Source organism: Acinetobacter sp. MF4640 (assembly GCF_002018895.1).
GTDB classification, from domain to species: domain Bacteria; phylum Pseudomonadota; class Gammaproteobacteria; order Pseudomonadales; family Moraxellaceae; genus Acinetobacter; species Acinetobacter johnsonii.
In genome coordinates this window covers 46,548-63,657 of record NZ_MVOM01000018.1, presented here as the reverse complement: position 1 = coordinate 63,657, position 17,110 = coordinate 46,548, and the positions used below count along the sequence as shown (strand labels likewise).

Below are 17,110 nucleotides of genomic sequence, written 5' to 3'. Positions count from 1 at the left end.
GCGAAATTGGTAGACGCACTGGATTTAGGTTCCAGCGCCGCAAGGTGTGAGAGTTCGAGTCTCTCCGTCCCCACCATCAGTAATGAAGCAAGGTATTAAGCCTTGCTTTTTTATTGCCTAAAATTTAATAGATGATTCATATATAAAAAAAGCCCCTTTAAGGGGCTAAATTTTGATTCATCACGCGAAGTAAGTATGGAGCAATTTAGGCTTTCAAATGGTCTTCGAATTCTTCACCGAGCTGCATGGCCAAGTTATTGCCCGCTAGGTCGCAAGTCACCAGTCCATATTCTTTTTTAAAGCTAAAAGTAAAGCCACGGTTGTCTGCTAAGGTTTTAACTGAATAACCTAATTTCTCTAGCCAAATACGAAAGGCGATGAGGTTTTTTGCTTTCACTACTTTTTTCACGAGGATATTCCTTTTTCACTGATAAATTATTAATAGGGATATTTCACGCTTTTTTAAAGGGGATTTTTTTATATATTTTTGTTTTTGTCTCTTTTTAAAGCAATCTAAACTAAGGCGAAAACGTATAGAAAGCATAAACGATAGTTTTTCATTGTTTAAAATAATTTTATCATGATGAAAAATAATAATATTTTGAGATGAGTCTCAATACAATGGAATTATGTGCGTTCGTGATAGAGAAGTATTTTATCATAAATAGAAATGTAATGATTTTTTTCAAAGGCTGGGTCTTTTGTGACAGTATTTTCAAACAGCCTTGCTCGTGATCATTCGATTCAGGCATCGTGTGGCTTGAAACTGCGTAGGTTGAAATTTTGAGAGCTCAAAGGTTAAGGGTGGGAGCCCAAACTGATCGTTATAACTCAATAGAAGCATACATACATAATAGGAGACTGCGTTAGTCAGCAGTCTCTAGAAGGCGGAGACCAATTAAAATTGATCCTTCAGATCACGCAGTCGTTTAAACTCTTCAACATTTTCTGTACGTAAAAAAGGATTGGTTTCGAGTTCGATTTCAATACTGCTAGGAAGGGTACATTGACCCAAATAGCGCATGGTTTCGACACGGTCTAAACGCTCTTGAATAGCGATATTGTCTGGTTCGACTTGGTTGGCAAATTTCGCGTTAGAGAGCGTGTATTCGTGCGTACAATAGACTTTGGTTTCGGCAGGCAAAGCTGCTAAACGATTGAGCGAATGGTACATCTGCTCATGTGTACCTTCAAACACTCGCCCACAGCCCATAGCAAACAGAGTGTCACCGCAAAATAAAGTCTGGATAGATTCAATAAAGTACACAATATGGCCCAGTGTGTGGCCAGGAACTGCTAAAACATCGATATGTAAATCATGAAATGAGAAATAGTCATCATCCATCAATGCATGGGTGATGAATGGAATTTTAGATAATTCCTCACGTGGCCCATACACAGGAATATTCCGACTCGCAATCAGGTCGGCGACACCGCCAATATGGTCTTTATGCCAATGAGTCAGCCAAATTTGAGCAATGCTTAAGCCATGTTCAGTGCAATAATCTTCAACTAATTCAGCCTCAGTTGGATCAACCACCACGACTTGCTTTGATGAGGTGTGTTCCAGCAGCCAAATATAGTTTTGGAGTTGGTTTTTCACATCAATCATATGAACTTGATAAGTCATTTTTCTTCTTCAAAGAGCTGCATGTATTCATTCTACTGTAGCGGGTACAAGCACTGAATTCCAGTCATGAATTATGTGTAGCGCATAAAGGTTAGCTCTTTCTTATTCTATATTTTTCTCTTTCTTGTCATATTGTGCTGTTATCTTGGCCATAAAAAACCACGCTAAAAAGCGTGGTTTTTTATGTGTTCAATCTAATTTAGATTAGATTTTACCTACTAGGTCGATTGAAGGAGCAAGAGTTGCTTCGCCTTCTTTCCATTTAGCTGGGCAAACTTCACCTGGGTGAGCGTGAACGTATTGAGCTGCTTTAACTTTACGAAGTAATTCTTGAGCATCACGACCAATACCACCAGCGTTGATTTCAACGATCTGGATTTTACCTTCTGGATCGATTACGAAAGTACCACGGTCAGCAAGACCAGCAGCTTCGATTAGAACGTCGAAATTTTTAGATAGAGTCCACGTTGGGTCGCCGATTAATGGGTATTGGATTTTACCAATAACTTCAGAAGTGTCGTGCCAAGCTTTGTGAGTGAAGTGAGTGTCAGTAGAAACACCGTAGATTTCCACGCCTAATTTTTGGAATTCAGCGTAGTTGTCAGCAAGGTCACCAAGTTCAGTTGGGCAAACGAAAGTGAAGTCAGCTGGGTAGAAGAATACTACAGACCATTTACCTTTAAGATCTGCTTCAGTTACGTCAACAAATTGACCGTTGTGATATGCAGTAGCAGCGAATGGTTTTACTTCAGTATTAATCAAGCTCATCATTGTCTCCATGATTGGGGTTTGTATTTAATGTTGAATAGGGTATCGAAATTTTTGTTATTGCTGAAACAGTATTTTTACATTACAAGAATCGGAAAAACCGAATCTTACTCCAGACTATTTCAGCGAATGTGATCATTCTGTTCATTTAGCATGATAAATATGATGACCAAATGACAAAATCATCTATTCCGCAACTCGTTTACAGACATGATGTCCCTAGGCTTAAAATTCAAGGGGATATTTGAAAAAAAGTTAAAATTAAAAAATTATGCTGTACTTTCGCTTCGCTGTATTACCACGTAAACTAAGCGATTGATGTTTTTGATGTGGGTATTCTTTCTGTGCAGCGTCCTTTAAATATAGAGCAATTGGTGATGGTCAAAGACCGTCATCGTTTAAACCGACTCAAAAAAGGAAAAGATGCCAACGAAAAGCAATATCAAGCATTATTTGAACAGTCGCATTTAAAAGTTCTAGAGCGTATTGAACGCATTCCGAATATTAAACTGAATCAAGACCTGCCTGTTACGCAGTATGCAGATAAGTTAATTGATGCCATTCAAGAGCATCAAGTGATTATCGTTGCAGGGGAAACAGGTTCAGGTAAAACCACACAGCTACCGCAAATTGCGATGCTAGCAGGTCGTGGTTTAACGGGTCTGATTGGTCATACACAGCCACGTCGGTTGGCTGCGCGTAGTGTGTCCCAGCGTATTGCTGAAGAAGTTGGTGAGAAACTTGGTGAGTCGATTTCCTTTAAAGTTCGTTTTAATGAACAAGGGTCGCAGGATTCGATCATTCGTTTAATGACAGATGGTATTTTGCTGGCAGAGCTGGCCAATGACCGTTATCTCAATAAATATGACACGATTATTATCGATGAAGCGCATGAGCGGTCACTCAATATTGACTTTATCATGGGCTATCTCAAACAGCTTTTGCCTCGCCGTAAAGATTTAAAAGTCATCATCACTTCAGCAACTTTAGATGTAAACCGTTTTAGTCAGTACTTTAACAATGCGCCTATTTTTGAAGTAGAAGGTCGTAGCTTTCCAGTCGAACTACGTTATCGCCCTGTATCTGAGATGAGCATTGTCGGTAGTGATGATGATGAGTTTGATGACTTTGAAGAAAATCTACCTCGTGCTGTCGTGCAAGCTGTAGAGGAATGTTTTCGGGATGCACAAGAAAAAGGCCATCCTGAATATGCCGATACTTTAATTTTTGCCAGTACCGAACAAGAGATTCGTGAATTACAAGAAACTTTGCAAAAGCATGGGCCGCGACATACAGAAATTTTACCTTTATATGCGCGCTTGGCCTTAGCTGAACAACAAAAAATCTTTAATCCATCTGGTGGTGGGCGACGCATTATTATCGCCACCAACGTTGCAGAAACAGCGCTGACTGTACCCAATATTCGTTATGTGATTGACAGTGGTTTTGCGCGTATCTCTCGCTATAACTATCGTTCACGCGTACAGCGTTTACCGATTGAAGCAGTTTCTCAGGCCGCAGCAAATCAGCGTAAAGGTCGTTGTGGTCGTATTGCCCCAGGTGTATGTATTCGTTTGTATTCTGAGGAAGACTTTCAAAGCCGCCCTGAGTTTACTGAACCTGAAATTAAGCGAACGAACTTAGCTTCAGTGATTTTGCAGATGCAAAGTTTAGGGCTGGGTGCTTTAGAAGATTTTGATTTTATTGAGCCGCCAGATCATCGTTTAGTCAACGATGGTCGTAAGTTGTTGGTTGAACTTGGGGCAATGTCTGATAAAGGTAAAGCCCCTCTTTTGCAAAGAGGGGTTGGGGGAGATTCATCTGAAGTCAATCCCCCTCAATCCCCCTTTTCCAAAGGGGGAGGTAAAGGAGACTTAACCAAAATTGGTCAACAAATGGCCAAAATGCCAATTGATCCACGTTTGGCCCGTATGATTTTGGGTGGGGCACATTTTGGAGTGTTGAATGAAGTCTTGGTGATTGTTGCCGCTTTGGCTGTACAAGACCCACGTGAACGCCCAGCGGATAAACAAATGCAGGCAGATCAAAAACATGCGTTGTTCCGTGAAGCCGATTCTGACTTTTTATTTTATATCAAACTTTGGGACGTACTGGTTGCCAACCGAGATATGAGTGAAAACAAACGTCGTACTTTTGCGCGTAATCATTTTTTAAGCTGGTTGCGTTTACGTGAATGGAAGAAAACTCATGAGCAATTGGTCGATTTAGCAAAAGGCTTAAAGCTGTCTTTTAATGAGAAAAAAGCCAGTTATGAAAATTTACACCGCGCGCTTTTAACAGGTTTGTTGTCTTTTATTGCCAATAAAACCGATGAACGCAATGTGTTTATGGCGGTACGTCAGCAAAAGGCCCGCATTTTTCCAGCATCTACTTTACATAAGACCAATACGCCTTGGGTCATGGCTTTTGAGATGGTAGAAACCTCACAGGTCTACATTCGTACACTGGCAAAAATTGAACCTGAGTGGATTTTGCTTGCAGCAGGTGATTTGCTGAAGCACCATTACTTTGAGCCGCACTGGTCGAAAAAAGCAGGTGTGGTCAATGCCTATGACCAAATTTCATTGTTTGGCTTAATTATTGAGCCGAAACGTCAAATCAACTATGAAAAAGTCGACCATGTTGCAGCACATGAAATTTTCCTTCGAGATGCACTGACGACAGGACATTTAGGCATTACGCCACCATTTTTAAAACACAACCTGCTTAAACTTGAAGAAGTAGAGCGGGTCGAAGATAAGCTACGCCGCCGTGATTTGGTGGTGGATGAAGAGACTATTTACCAGTTTTATGCGGCTAAAGTTCCTGAAGAGGTCGCAAGCCGTCGTAGTTTTGAAGACTGGCGCGCTACGGTTGAACCGCAAAACCCACGTTATTTATTTATCGATGATGATGCGCTGTGGATGAACGACCGTCCAACCACACAACAATTTCCCGATTTTTTACGCAATGGCGAACTGCGCCTAGCAGCCAGTTACCGTTTTGATCCAAGCCATGACGAAGATGGTGCAACAGTGAAAATTCCGTTGCAAGCCTTGCCTCAGGTGGATGAAAACTTGTGGTCGTGGGGCATTCCCGGCTGGCGTCAGGATTTAATGGAAGCCTTACTCAAGGCGCTGCCTAAAGATAAACGTCGTCATTTGGTGCCTATCCCTGACACGGCTGCAAAGCTAATGGCGAAAGTAGATGCGATGCATTTGCAACAGCATATTTTTAGCTTTTTAGCCTTCCAGTTGCGTGGCGAACAAATCACTGAAAAAGACTTTAGCTTTGAGCGGATTGAACAATATCTATTGCCATTGATTAAAGTGATAGATGACAAAGGCCGTGTGATTGAACAAGGTCGTGACTTGTCTGAGTTAAAAGCGCGCTGTCGAACAGAAACTCATAGTCCAGTCAAACAGCTCAAAGGTGAGTTCCAAACTTTTCCTGAAAATTTTGTGTTTGAAGCATCACAAAAAGTGACGGGCGTGGTGGTGAAGCAGTATCAAGCTTTAGTCCCGACCAAGGCATTTGCAGCATTGGAACAAAAGGATGAGTCTGGTGTCGTGATTCAGACCTTTAATGATCAAGCTGAGGCGATTAAACAGCACCGTGAGGGTGTACTTCGTTTGGTGCATGTACAACTGGGGGATTTGGTCCGTCAGTTGAAAAAGCAAATTTCCAAACCGTTGGCATTGGCGTATTCGCCTTTGGGCGATAAGGCGCAGCTGGAACAAATGTTAGTTTATGCCACACTGCAAATGTCGATCAATGAACTGCCTGTCAATGCACAAGAGTTTGAAAACTTAGTTGCAAATGTCAAAAAAACTTTTCTGACCCATGGGCAAAAAGCACTGGCAGATGTGACAGAGATCTATATTCAATGGCAGGATATACGTCGAAAACTGTTGGTCTTAGATGATGCTGTGTTTGGGAAAAATATTGATGATGTTGAAGATCAGCTGGATTTGATGTGCTTATCAAACTTTGTCTATGTGAAATCTTCCGACATTTGGCTTGAATTTCCTCGATATTTGAAAGCATTGGTCTTGCGTTTGGAGCGCCTGCCCAATAACCTACAGAGGGATAATTCTGCCATTGATCAAGTTGACCCGTGGATGGAAAAATTATTTAAGTTTAAAAATGACACTCGCCTTAAAGAATTGTATTTCATGGTTGAGGAGTTTCGGATTTCTTTATTCTCTCAACCGATGAAGACAAAGATGCCCATTTCTCCGACTCGCTTGCAAAAAGTATGGGAAAAACTTGGAATCAGTTAAGATAGAGGTAATTTAAAGAAGGAGTTTTACATGGGCATCCGCATTACAGGTACGGGTCTTTATCATCCTGAAGACATCATTACCAATGAAGAGTTAGTTGAAAGTTTAAATGCTTATGTGGAACAGTATAACCTAGACAATGCTGACAAAATTGCTTCGGGCGAGTTGGAAGCCCGTCGTGGGTCAAGCGCAGAGTTTATTGAAAAAGCATCTGGTGTAAAACGTCGTTATGTGGTTGAGAAAACAGGGATCTTAGATCCGAAGCGTTTACGTCCATTGTTACATGAGCGTTCAAATGATGAACTCTCGATTCAAGCCGAATGGGGCGTGATCGCTGCAAAACAAGCGATGGAAAATGCAGGCGTAACTGCAGAAGATATCGATGTGGTAATTTTATCGTGCTCTAATTTACAGCGTGCTTATCCTGCTGTTGCAATTGAAATCCAAACAGCATTGGGTATTCAAGGCTATGCCTACGACATGAACGTAGCATGTTCGGCCGCAACCTTTGGCATTAAACAAGCGTATGATGCGATTAAAGCGGGCGGACGCCGTGTATTATTGGTGAATGTAGAAATCACCTCTGGTCATACCGACTACCGTTCACGTGATTGCCACTTTATCTTTGGTGATGTCGCAACGGCTTCAATCATTGAAGAAACCGACAGCAAAACTGGTTTTGAAATTGAAGACATTAACTTATTCACACAGTTTTCAAATAACATCCGCAATAACTTTGGTTTCCTAAACTTAAGTGAAGTCGATGCAGACATTGAAAATAATCGTTTTGCTCAAGACGGTCGTAAAGTGTTCAAAGAAGTTTGTCCACTGGTTGCCAAAATGATTACAGCGCAACTTGAGAAAAATAACATTGCACCGACTGATGTGAAGCGTTTTTGGTTACACCAAGCCAATGCCAGCATGAATGAGCTGATTTTGAAATTAGTCGTAGGCAAAGAAAATGCTCAGCCTGATTTAGTGCCAATCATTTTGGATGAATTTGCAAATACTTCTTCAGCAGGTGTCATCATTGCGTTGCATCGCACAGCAGATCAAGTCAATGACGGTGAATACGGTGTCTTGTGTTCATTTGGCGCAGGTTACTCTGTTGGTGCTGTGCTTGTGAAAAAACACGTCGCATAAGCCCGTATGTTGCAGGTTGAGCATGATGCAAAATGGATTAAACGCCTGAGTGCTTTATCCAAAGTTTATTTCACACCGACATTTATCGGTGCTGAACAGTTAGATGCATCACAACCTGCAATGTATGTAGGAAATCATTCTATGTATGGTGTGCTTGATTCACCTATGTTGATTGATTATCTCTACAATGAGCATCAAGTGGCTGTGGTCAGTATTGCTGATCATAGCCATTTTTATTTGCCACTGTGGCGCAGTGTGGTGAAAAAATTTGGTGCGGTTGATGGTGTTCCAGCCTATGTGCGTGAAGCCATGCAACAAGGCTATTCCATTTTGGTTTTTCCTGGTGGCGGACGCGAAGTTCTAAAACGTGAGGGCGAACAGTACCACCTGATTTGGAAACAGCGCTACGGCTTTTTAAAACTTGCTCAAGAATTTGGCTATGACATTGTGCCGTTTGCCGCTTTAGGCGGAGATGAAGTCTTTGATATTGGTTTTGATGCTAATAAAGTGGTTCAGCACCAATATTTTCAAAAGTTGCTACAAGTGCCGCAGTTAAGTCGCTTGCTACGTAAAGGGGAGGTGATTCCATCTTTACCGAAACATTTGATTCCGAAACGCTTGCCTTTTTATTTTAAGTTTATGCCTAGACAAAGTTTGATGCATATTGAAAACCTAGAACAGTTACAGCAGTTCCGAGACCTGATTGCAGCAGAAATTTATACTGGGCTTGCAGACTTAAGAGTATTGCGTCAACAGCAACATGGTGACCGATTTGATTGAGCATTTACAGGCGTAAACTCGGCTTAGTCTTCCTGTAAATCTTTCAACAAATGTGCAATTTTTAAAGTATGGGTCTTATTCCCTTTAACTTCCATAACCTTATTTTCCACCCACCATAAATATTCAAAAATTTCAGTTTCACTGGCTTGTTCACAAATGAACCGAAATAAACTGGGTAAGTATTCCTCATATTCATCTTGTAGTGCAGGATTACGATAGATCCGCAGCGGATCCCAGTCTTTAATCAGTATTTTGTTAATCGCATGTAATAAAGAAACATGTCGATTTTCCTCGGTAAACATAATACACCCCGCTGTCCTTGGGTTAGTTTGACGTTTAAAAAAGAAGTGGTGATGAAGATTATTTATCTATTGTTTTCATGTTTTAAAAGATCTTAACCTGCTTTTCGCATGAGTAAATAGCACGCTCAGATAAATGGAAGCTCAAGAAAAATGCCCAATAAAGTGGTAGTAAAGTTAGATCACAGATTTACTTCAAAATATTTTTCAGAATAAATGTTTCAATATAGTGCGTAATTACGGATTAAGTAACATATAGTAATAATTCAAAAATCAAGTTTTTGTTTGAATGACGCAATTTTCACTAATGCTGTGAATTTCATCACTCTCTAAATTTACATCATCCCATTTTTGCATTTGCTGTGTGAGCCAAACAAAATCCGAAACTTGCGGCTGGGCTTGTTCGGGAATAAAACCACGAATAATGTTCTGAATCAGGTGATATTTTTCGACGTGAACACTTGCTGAACACGCAAAGCGAATGATGTTGTAATCGACCAAGACTTGCCAAACAGGTTCAAGATCCTGCATTTGTTTAAGTTCAACTTGTGCTTTTTGGATGGCTTGGACGAGAGCTGCAAGCGTATTGGGATTGGAAATAGCCCATTCTTGAGTCACAGCCAGTACTTTGTCTGCGACGCGAGGAATAATTTCTGAGCCAGTCGCAATGATTTGGCTATAGCCTTGAATTTCCGCTTGTGTGTTCCAGGGTTCCCCAACACAAAAACCATCGATCAATTGGTTTGAAATGGCTTCCACCATATAGGGCGGCGGTAAAGTGCGGAGATGTACGCGTTTGGCAAATTCAGGATTGGCCAACGCCAACCACTCACGTAAACAATAATGATGAATAGACTGCTTAAACACATGGGCAATCGGAAGATACTGTTCATGCTGCATGGCACTAAAGAATTTCTGTGCAGTGGTGGCTGCATCGTCAGTTTTTTTGATATCAAGCGCGTAGCATAGTTTTTGGCTTAAGCTGATAAAAGCACTGTTGTAGCTTAAGACGAGAGGGGTTTGTAGCGGAATACCGAGTTGATCTTGAGCGAGTGCAGCAGTAGGCAACATGGCAGATAAACAATGCGCGGCGTCTAGAAAACCAAAAGCCAAACGATCTCTTAAGCTTGCCCAAGACGCTTCTTTCACTAAGCTTACGTCTAAGCCTACTTCCTCAAAAAAACCGCGTTGTTTAGCCCACAGTAAAGCAACACAGTCTAAAAGTGGAATATAGCCCAGATGAAGTTGTGACTTTTCGAGTTGAGCCATGACTTAGTCCTTGAGTTGAGATTGTAAAAGCTGTTGAGCATCCAACAGACGTCTTGCCATTTCACCGATGGTCATACGGTGGCTCATGGCATTTTTACGCAGCAATTGAAAGGCATCATCTTCAGATAGTCCATGTAATTGCATCAGCAAGACTTTCGCACGCTCCACATCTTTACGATCGGCGAGTTTATTTTTGGTGTCTTGTAAGTCTGTGAGCAACTTTTTGTGTTTACGAAACTGTTCGATCGAGATTTCTAAAATATTTTCTAACTTTGAAGGATCGATCCCATCCACTATATAAGCCGTCACTCCAGCATCTATGGCACTTTTAATGGTGTCTTTATGGCTATTTTTAGTAAATAAAACAGTGGGCAGATTAAATTGGCTTACACAGCTTTCAATGATGTCACGTTGCGGATGGTCCATATCTAACAAAATGACATCCGCACTTAATTGTTCAAGGCGGCTAATATTGATGTGATCGATAATCAGGCAAGCAACTACATCGAAATCATGTTCGATGAGGGAATTTCGAATATATTGTGCGCGTTCTTGATTGTCATCAATCAATGCAATTTTCAGTTTAGGCATACTGTACAGTGCTCAGGAAAACCTGAAAATGAGATCTAAAAGTATACAAGCAATTTAAATGCCAAACTTAACAAATGCCAGCTTTATCTCGAATCAGGCAGTCAATCTTTATGGTCGCGATTACAGACAAAGTATGCATGTTGCATATGTTGTGATCGGAGTTTTCATGAAAGAGTTTACGGATATGGATTCAGTAAATTGAAGTGTTGATGTTCACAGTCGATTTGTACATCTAAGGGAGAATTTCTAGATGTCGTGCTTAGAACAAAGTAATGTCGTTTATTTGAGAAAACAGATGCTCATCGATAATGCAAAATGCACCAAGAGATAGCAGGGTTTTAAAGAGTCGGAAAAAGTAGCTATTGTGTTTTAAAAATAAAAAACGCTGCTTATACCGTAAGATAAGATTTTATTTTAAATAAAATAATAAAAAACAATACCATAAGATTAATTAATAAATATTGGCACACTCGTTGCATTACCTATGCTGAGTCAAAGACGACTCTAAATCAAATTTGTAAGACGGCCAACGACGTCCGTTCTGATCGCTTCTACATCCCAAGTGTTTGTGCTGTAGAAAAACTATACGCTCAGTTCAGTCTGGAGAAGGTTATGTCTTCAAATTTACATGCTAAAAAAGCAACAAAAATAAGTCTTTTCAGTTTTAACGGCGCAGCAATGAGAGCCTTCCACATGAGTTGGCTCGCCTTTTTTGTCTGCTTCTTTGCTTGGTTCGCTTGTGCACCGCTGATGCCAGTGATTGCGGGTGAATTTCATTTAACCAAAGATCAAATAGCAAATATTAATATTGCTGCTGTAGCCATCACAATTTTAGTTCGCCTTATTGTGGGGCCATTGTGTGATAAATACGGCCCGCGTAAAACCTATACCGCACTTCTTATACTCGGCAGCATTCCAGTCTTTGGAGTCGCATCTGCAAATAGCTATGAATCCTTCTTGTTCTTCCGTCTATTGATTGGTGCGATTGGGGCAAGCTTTGTCATCACTCAGTATCACACCAGCATTATGTTTGCGCCAAACGTAGTCGGGACTGCAAACGCAGCGACAGCAGGCTGGGGCAACGCAGGCGGTGGTGCAACACAAGTACTTATGCCATTGATGCTCGGTGCCTTAGTGATATTTGGTGTAGAGCAAGCGATGGGCTGGAGAATTGCACTGATTGTTCCGGGTATCTTGATGCTGATCGTGGGTTTGATGTATTGGAAATTTACCCAAGACTGCCCACAAGGCAACTTCAAAGAACTTCGTGCAGAGGGTGTCAGTGTTGGTTCAGATAAAAAAGGTGGTGTAGCGATTCTGATGCATGCTGCGAAAAACTACCGTGTTTGGATTTTATTTGGTGCCTATGCCGCGTGTTTCGGGATCGAAATCTTTATTCACAACATTGTCGCGATGTACTACGTCGACCATTTTAGCTTTGGTTTAAAAGAAGCAGGGATGGCGGCTGGTATTTTCGGTTTACTGGCACTGTTTGCTCGTGCTCTGGGCGGCATTGTGTCAGACAAAGTTGCAACCAAAAAAGGGCTTGATGGTCGTACCAAAGTGTTATTTGGCATGATTTTGCTGGAAGGTCTCTTCCTCGTCCTATTCTCTCAAATGAACACCCCTATCTTTGCGATTCTCGCAATGACAGTTTTCGCATTGTTCACGCACATGGCATGTGGTGCAACTTATGCTTTGGTACCTTTTATTGATCGTGATGCCTTAGGCGGTGTGGCAGGCATCATTGGTGCAGGGGGTAACGTTGGTGCAGTGGCAGCAGGTTTCCTACTCAAAGGTATGTTGGATATTCAAACCACACTGATGATTTTAGGTGGCTTGGTGGTCATCGCTGCAAGTTTTGTCCTGATGATTCGGTTCTCTGTTGAGCATAAAGAAAAGGAACAGCGCTTATTCGAACAAGCAGTACATGATCGTAGCATTGCTGAAGCGCAAAACTAAATAAAGAGATTAAACCCAAGCCTCAAGGCTCAGGCAGAACAAATGAAATATTGCGGAGAAAGAATATGAAAATCATCATGATTGGTCATGGCATGGTTGGCCACAAATTTATCGAATCAGTACTCGAACATGTGGGTGATGATGTTGAAATTACCATCTTGGCCGAAGAACCGCGCTTGGCTTATGACCGCGTACATTTGACTGAATATTTCAGTGGTAAATCAGTAAAGGATTTAACCCTTTGTCGTGCAGATTTTGCTGATGCTTATGGCATAGATTTACGTTTAAACACCAAAGCGGTTGCAATTGATCAAAGTCATAAAACGGTGACGACGAATCATGGTGATGTTCTTAGTTTTGACAAATTAATCTTGGCAACAGGTTCATACGCTTTTGTTCCGCCTATTTCGGGCAATGACCGTGAAAACTGCTTTGTCTACCGAACCATTGACGACTTAGATGCGATTCGTGCTGCAAGTCTTAATGCGAAATCGGGTGTGGTGATTGGTGGCGGTTTACTGGGCCTAGAAGCTGCTAAGGCGTTACGTGATTTGAACTTGGAAACCCATGTGGTTGAGTTTGCACCACGTCTCATGGCGGTTCAAATTGATGACTTGGGCGGAAAGGTTCTACGTGCAAAAATTGAAAACTTAGGCGTAAAAGTTCATACCCAAAAAGCGACTTCATCAATTGAGGAAGGTGCTACGACGAAGCATGTGATGAAATTTGGTGATGGTTCTGAGCTTGAAACAGACATCATTTTGTTCTCAGCGGGTATTCGCCCACGTGATGAGTTGGCACGTCAAAGCGGTTTAGCTCTAGGGGAGCGTGGCGGGATCATGATTAATGATTATTGCCAAACGTCAAATCCAGATATTTATGCTATTGGCGAATGTGCACTGTGGCAAAACAAAATTTATGGTCTGGTGGCACCGGGCTATGACATGGCACGTATTGCAGCAAAACATGTCACTGAACAAACTTGTGCTGAATTTGCGGGTGCAGACATGAGCACCAAGTTGAAACTGATGGGCGTTGATGTTGCTTCGGTCGGTGATGCACATGCGATGACACCGAATGCACTCAGTTATTTCTATGCCGACGAAGATACGCAAGTTTATAAAAAAATCGTGGTGAACGGCGAAAAGACCAAGTTACTTGGCGCAGTTTTAGTGGGCTGTGCAAAAGAGTACAACGACTTACTACAAATGATGCTGAATGGATTAGCGCTTCCAGAAAATCCTGAAAGCTTAATCATGCCGGGTTATGCACAAGCTTCAAGTAAATCGGGCGGTAGTGGAGTTGATTTACTGCCAGACAGTGCAACCATTTGCTCATGTAATAATGTCTCTAAAGCTGATATTTGCAGTGCAATTGCAGAGGGTTCAACATCTCTAGGGGCCCTAAAAAAATGTACCAAAGCAGCTACAGCATGTGGTGGATGTGCGCCACTGGTCACTCAAGTGCTGAAGTCTGAATTACAACGCCAAGGCGTGACCGTGAATAACCATATTTGTGAGCACTTTGCTTACTCACGTCAAGAGCTGTATCACTTGGTACGGGTTAATGAAATCAAAACTTTTGATGACCTGATTCAACAACATGGTCATGGTTTGGGCTGTGATATTTGTAAGCCAACAGCAGCCAATATTTTAGCGTCGTGTTGGAATGACTTTGTTTTAAAACCAAGCCATGCAGGTCTACAAGACAGTAACGACTACTACCTAGGAAATATTCAAAAAGATGGTTCTTATTCTGTAGTTCCACGGATGGCGGGCGGTGAAGTGACGCCTGATGGCTTAATTGCTGTGGGGCAAATTGCTAAAGAATATGGCTTATATACCAAACTTACAGGTGGACAACGTGTCGATATGTTTGGCGCGCAAATTCACCAACTTCCTGAAATTTGGGAAAAGCTCATCGCTGCGGGCTTTGAGTCAGGCCATGCGTATGGGAAATCGTTGCGTACAGTAAAGTCTTGCGTCGGCAGTACGTGGTGTCGTTACGGTGTGGATGACTCGGTGGGTTTAGCTATTTTCCTAGAGAACCGCTACAAAGGCTTACGTTCACCGCACAAATTAAAAATGGCTGTTTCAGGCTGTACCCGTGAATGTGCCGAAGCGCAAAGTAAAGATGTCGGTGTGATCGCCACTGAAAAAGGCTGGAACCTGTATGTCTGCGGTAATGGAGGGATGAAACCTCGCCATGCCGAGTTATTGGCTTCGGATCTCGATACCCAAACTTTAATTAAATACATCGACCGATTCTTTATGTTCTATGTGCAAACCGCAGACCGTTTACAACGAACTTCGGTATGGCGCGACAACATGGAAGGTGGTTTAGATTATCTCAAAGATGTGGTTGTGCATGATTCTTTAGGTCTAGCTGCTGAACTCGAACGTCGTATGAACCATGTGGTAGGGACTTATCAAGATGAATGGCGTACGGCTGTTGAAGACCCAGAAGTACGTAAACGCTTCGTGACTTTCATCAATGCCAAAGCTGAGCAACAACAAGATCCGCATATTCAGTTTGCAGAAGTTCGTGGCCAGATTCGTCCTAAAACTGAGGCTGAACGAGATCGTAGCCGTATTCCAGTGGTTGAAGCTTAACAAATTAGGATATTCAAACTTCTTTCTTCAGCACTCCCTCAAAAGCAAAGATAGAGGGAATAAATGAATGAATAAGTTTAAAAAGGATCGAGATGATGACAATTTTAAAAGAAATGAATGAGTTAGATTGGGTTGATGTCTGTGCGCTAGATGATGTAACGCCAAACACTGGCGTAGGAGCACTTATTGAACATCAGCAAATTGCTATTTTTCGTGTCGGTGCTGAAAAGCGGGTATATGCCTTGAGCAATCAGGATCCATTTAGCCAAGCTTTTGTAATGTCGCGCGGCATTATTGGTGATTTGCAAGGTGAGCGTGTGGTGGCATCCCCGATTTATAAACAGCATTTTAGTTTAGCCACAGGACGCTGTTTGGAAGATAAAGACCAAAAACTGTTAGTTTTTCCAAGTAAAATTGAAAATGGCCGAGTGTGGATTAGTCCGACACCACAAAAAACCTATATCACCAACACAGGTGCATCTCAGGAAAAAATGAAGCTGGTGCTGGTTGGCAATGGCTTAGCGGGCATGCGTTGTTTGGAAGATTTACTCGACATGGCACCAGACCGTTATGAAGTGACGGTGATTGGTGAAGAGCCTTGGGGAAACTACAACCGTATTATGTTATCGCCAGTATTGTCAGGAGATAAAACCATTGACGACATTATGTTGCATCCACATGCATGGTATAGCGACAAAGGGATTCGTTTCATTGCGGGTGATCCTGCGGTACGTATAGACCGTCCTCGTAAGCAGGTCTATACCGAAAAAGGCGAAGTGGTCGATTATGATCGTTTGATCCTGGCGACAGGTTCGAAACCGTTCATTCCTCCAATTGCTGGAGCGGATTTGAAAGGTATCATTAGTTTCCGAGATATCTACGACATCAACACCATGTTGGATTACTGCAAGACCAAGAAAAACGCCGTGGTAATCGGCGGTGGTTTGTTGGGACTTGAAGCTGCATATGGCCTCAAACAACGCGGGATGAATGTCACGGTTTTACATCTGATGGATCGCATTATGGAGCGCCAACTAGATAGTAAAGCCAGCCAAATGCTACGACACAGTATTGAACAAAAGGGTATCTCCATTATCACTGAGGCCAATACTGAAGCATTGGTGGGTGTGGATGGTCATGTTACTCAAATTCGCTTGAAAGACGGTACAGTCCTAGAGGCGGATCTTGTGGTTTTTGCAGTCGGTATTCGTCCGAACATGGCACTTGCACAAAGTGCAGGACTGCGCTGTAACCGTGGTGTGTTGGTGAATGACACCATGCAGACTTTTGACCCAAGTATTTACGCCGTGGGAGAGTGTATTGAGCATCGTAGCCAGACTTTTGGTTTGGTTGAGCCACTTTGGGGGCAGGCGTTCATTTGTGCCTCACATTTGGCGGAGCATGGCAGCTTAACGTTCAAAGCACCAACTGTTCCAACACAGTTAAAGGTAAGTGGCTGTGATGTGTTCTCAGCGGGTAATTTTGAACCGAAGGATGACTTTGAAGACATCATTTTAAATGATGAAAAACGTCAGATTTATAAACGCATTATTATTCAAAAGGATAAGGTTGTCGGTGCGGTATTGTTTGGTGATACTGAAGATGGTGTTTGGTATGCAGAACTTATTTCCGATCAAACCCCAATTTCTTCAATTCGAAATAAATTGTTATTTGGTAAAGATTTTGCATTAAAAAAAGCAGGGTAAAACCTTCCACTAACCCCTTCTAAAAAGGAGGGGTGATTTTAAGTATTTGCCATAGATAAAGGAGCGA

The 17,110-nt window shown here is 41.9% G+C and carries 12 protein-coding genes; 6 read left to right on the top strand and 6 right to left on the bottom strand.

The features are described 5' to 3' along the window. Positions 1 to 205: 205 nt before the first annotated feature. The 3 genes from MF4640_RS08140 to ahpC all read right to left on the bottom strand — a co-directional run bounded on the left by MF4640_RS08140 (position 206) and on the right by ahpC (position 2,398). The gene (locus MF4640_RS08140; protein ID WP_004696295.1) at positions 206 to 409 is read right to left on the bottom strand and encodes a hypothetical protein; all 204 of its coding nucleotides are present in this window, start codon (positions 407 to 409) and stop codon (positions 206 to 208) included. A gap of 489 nt (positions 410 to 898) precedes the next feature. Then, positions 899 to 1,630, bottom strand: coding sequence for a hydroxyacylglutathione hydrolase (gloB, locus tag MF4640_RS08135; protein WP_078389232.1), 732 nt, complete (start codon positions 1,628 to 1,630; stop codon positions 899 to 901). A 204-nt stretch (positions 1,631 to 1,834) separates the two neighbouring features. Continuing rightward, complete coding sequence (gene ahpC, locus MF4640_RS08130) at positions 1,835 to 2,398, bottom strand: alkyl hydroperoxide reductase subunit C (protein WP_004982189.1); 564 nt, start codon at positions 2,396 to 2,398, stop codon at positions 1,835 to 1,837. 344 nt (positions 2,399 to 2,742) lie between these two features. Between ahpC and hrpA the strand changes: the two genes are divergently transcribed. Genes hrpA through MF4640_RS08115 form a run of 3 tightly spaced genes read left to right on the top strand, consistent with a single transcriptional unit; the run spans position 2,743 to position 8,604 of the window. After that, the gene (gene hrpA, locus MF4640_RS08125; RefSeq protein ID WP_078389231.1) at positions 2,743 to 6,681 is read left to right on the top strand and encodes an ATP-dependent RNA helicase HrpA; all 3,939 of its coding nucleotides are present in this window, start codon (positions 2,743 to 2,745) and stop codon (positions 6,679 to 6,681) included. A 30-nt stretch (positions 6,682 to 6,711) separates the two neighbouring features. Continuing rightward, positions 6,712 to 7,824 (top strand): beta-ketoacyl-ACP synthase III, encoded by a 1,113-nt coding sequence (locus tag MF4640_RS08120; RefSeq protein WP_004696303.1) that lies wholly within the window; start codon positions 6,712 to 6,714, stop codon positions 7,822 to 7,824. Between the two features lie 6 nt (positions 7,825 to 7,830). After that, positions 7,831 to 8,604: a 1-acyl-sn-glycerol-3-phosphate acyltransferase gene (locus MF4640_RS08115; RefSeq protein ID WP_078389230.1), complete on the top strand. Its 774-nt coding sequence runs from the start codon at positions 7,831 to 7,833 to the stop codon at positions 8,602 to 8,604. 23 nt (positions 8,605 to 8,627) lie between these two features. On the opposite strand, the gene MF4640_RS08110 is transcribed toward MF4640_RS08115, so the two are convergent. The 3 genes from MF4640_RS08110 to MF4640_RS08100 form a co-directional block, all read right to left on the bottom strand. Continuing rightward, positions 8,628 to 8,906: a hypothetical protein gene (locus MF4640_RS08110; protein WP_004696307.1), complete on the bottom strand. Its 279-nt coding sequence runs from the start codon at positions 8,904 to 8,906 to the stop codon at positions 8,628 to 8,630. A gap of 270 nt (positions 8,907 to 9,176) precedes the next feature. Continuing rightward, on the bottom strand, positions 9,177 to 10,172 hold the full coding sequence (locus tag MF4640_RS08105) for an ABC transporter substrate-binding protein (protein ID WP_078389229.1): 996 nt from the start codon (positions 10,170 to 10,172) through the stop codon (positions 9,177 to 9,179). A gap of 3 nt (positions 10,173 to 10,175) precedes the next feature. Beyond that, a complete protein-coding gene (locus MF4640_RS08100) occupies positions 10,176 to 10,763 on the bottom strand; it encodes an ANTAR domain-containing response regulator (RefSeq protein ID WP_004982170.1) in 588 nt (195 codons plus the stop codon). A 612-nt stretch (positions 10,764 to 11,375) separates the two neighbouring features. Between MF4640_RS08100 and MF4640_RS08095 the strand changes: the two genes are divergently transcribed. From MF4640_RS08095 to nirD, 3 genes are all read left to right on the top strand, one after another. Next, positions 11,376 to 12,725: an MFS transporter gene (locus MF4640_RS08095; RefSeq protein ID WP_078389228.1), complete on the top strand. Its 1,350-nt coding sequence runs from the start codon at positions 11,376 to 11,378 to the stop codon at positions 12,723 to 12,725. Between the two features lie 65 nt (positions 12,726 to 12,790). Beyond that, positions 12,791 to 15,337, top strand: a complete 2,547-nt coding sequence (nirB, locus tag MF4640_RS08090) for a nitrite reductase large subunit NirB (RefSeq protein ID WP_078389227.1) — start codon at positions 12,791 to 12,793, stop codon at positions 15,335 to 15,337. A gap of 95 nt (positions 15,338 to 15,432) precedes the next feature. Then, positions 15,433 to 17,043 (top strand): nitrite reductase small subunit NirD, encoded by a 1,611-nt coding sequence (gene nirD / locus MF4640_RS08085; protein WP_078389226.1) that lies wholly within the window; start codon positions 15,433 to 15,435, stop codon positions 17,041 to 17,043. Positions 17,044 to 17,110 lie beyond the last annotated feature (67 nt).

What these genes read in the sequence shown, in the direction of transcription:
- gloB (WP_078389232.1), bottom strand. Translation starts at nt 1,630, where the DNA reads ATGACTTATCAAGTTCATATGATTGATGTGAAAAACCAACTCCAAAAC.
- MF4640_RS08100 (WP_004982170.1), bottom strand. Translation starts at nt 10,763, where the DNA reads ATGCCTAAACTGAAAATTGCATTGATTGATGACAATCAAGAACGCGCA.
- MF4640_RS08095 (WP_078389228.1), top strand. Translation starts at nt 11,376, where the DNA reads ATGTCTTCAAATTTACATGCTAAAAAAGCAACAAAAATAAGTCTTTTC.
- ahpC (WP_004982189.1), bottom strand. Translation starts at nt 2,398, where the DNA reads ATGAGCTTGATTAATACTGAAGTAAAACCATTCGCTGCTACTGCATAT.
- MF4640_RS08105 (WP_078389229.1), bottom strand. Translation starts at nt 10,172, where the DNA reads ATGGCTCAACTCGAAAAGTCACAACTTCATCTGGGCTATATTCCACTT.
- MF4640_RS08110 (WP_004696307.1), bottom strand. Translation starts at nt 8,906, where the DNA reads ATGTTTACCGAGGAAAATCGACATGTTTCTTTATTACATGCGATTAAC.
- nirD (WP_078389226.1), top strand. Translation starts at nt 15,433, where the DNA reads ATGACAATTTTAAAAGAAATGAATGAGTTAGATTGGGTTGATGTCTGT.
- MF4640_RS08115 (WP_078389230.1), top strand. Translation starts at nt 7,831, where the DNA reads ATGTTGCAGGTTGAGCATGATGCAAAATGGATTAAACGCCTGAGTGCT.
- nirB (WP_078389227.1), top strand. Translation starts at nt 12,791, where the DNA reads ATGAAAATCATCATGATTGGTCATGGCATGGTTGGCCACAAATTTATC.
- MF4640_RS08120 (WP_004696303.1), top strand. Translation starts at nt 6,712, where the DNA reads ATGGGCATCCGCATTACAGGTACGGGTCTTTATCATCCTGAAGACATC.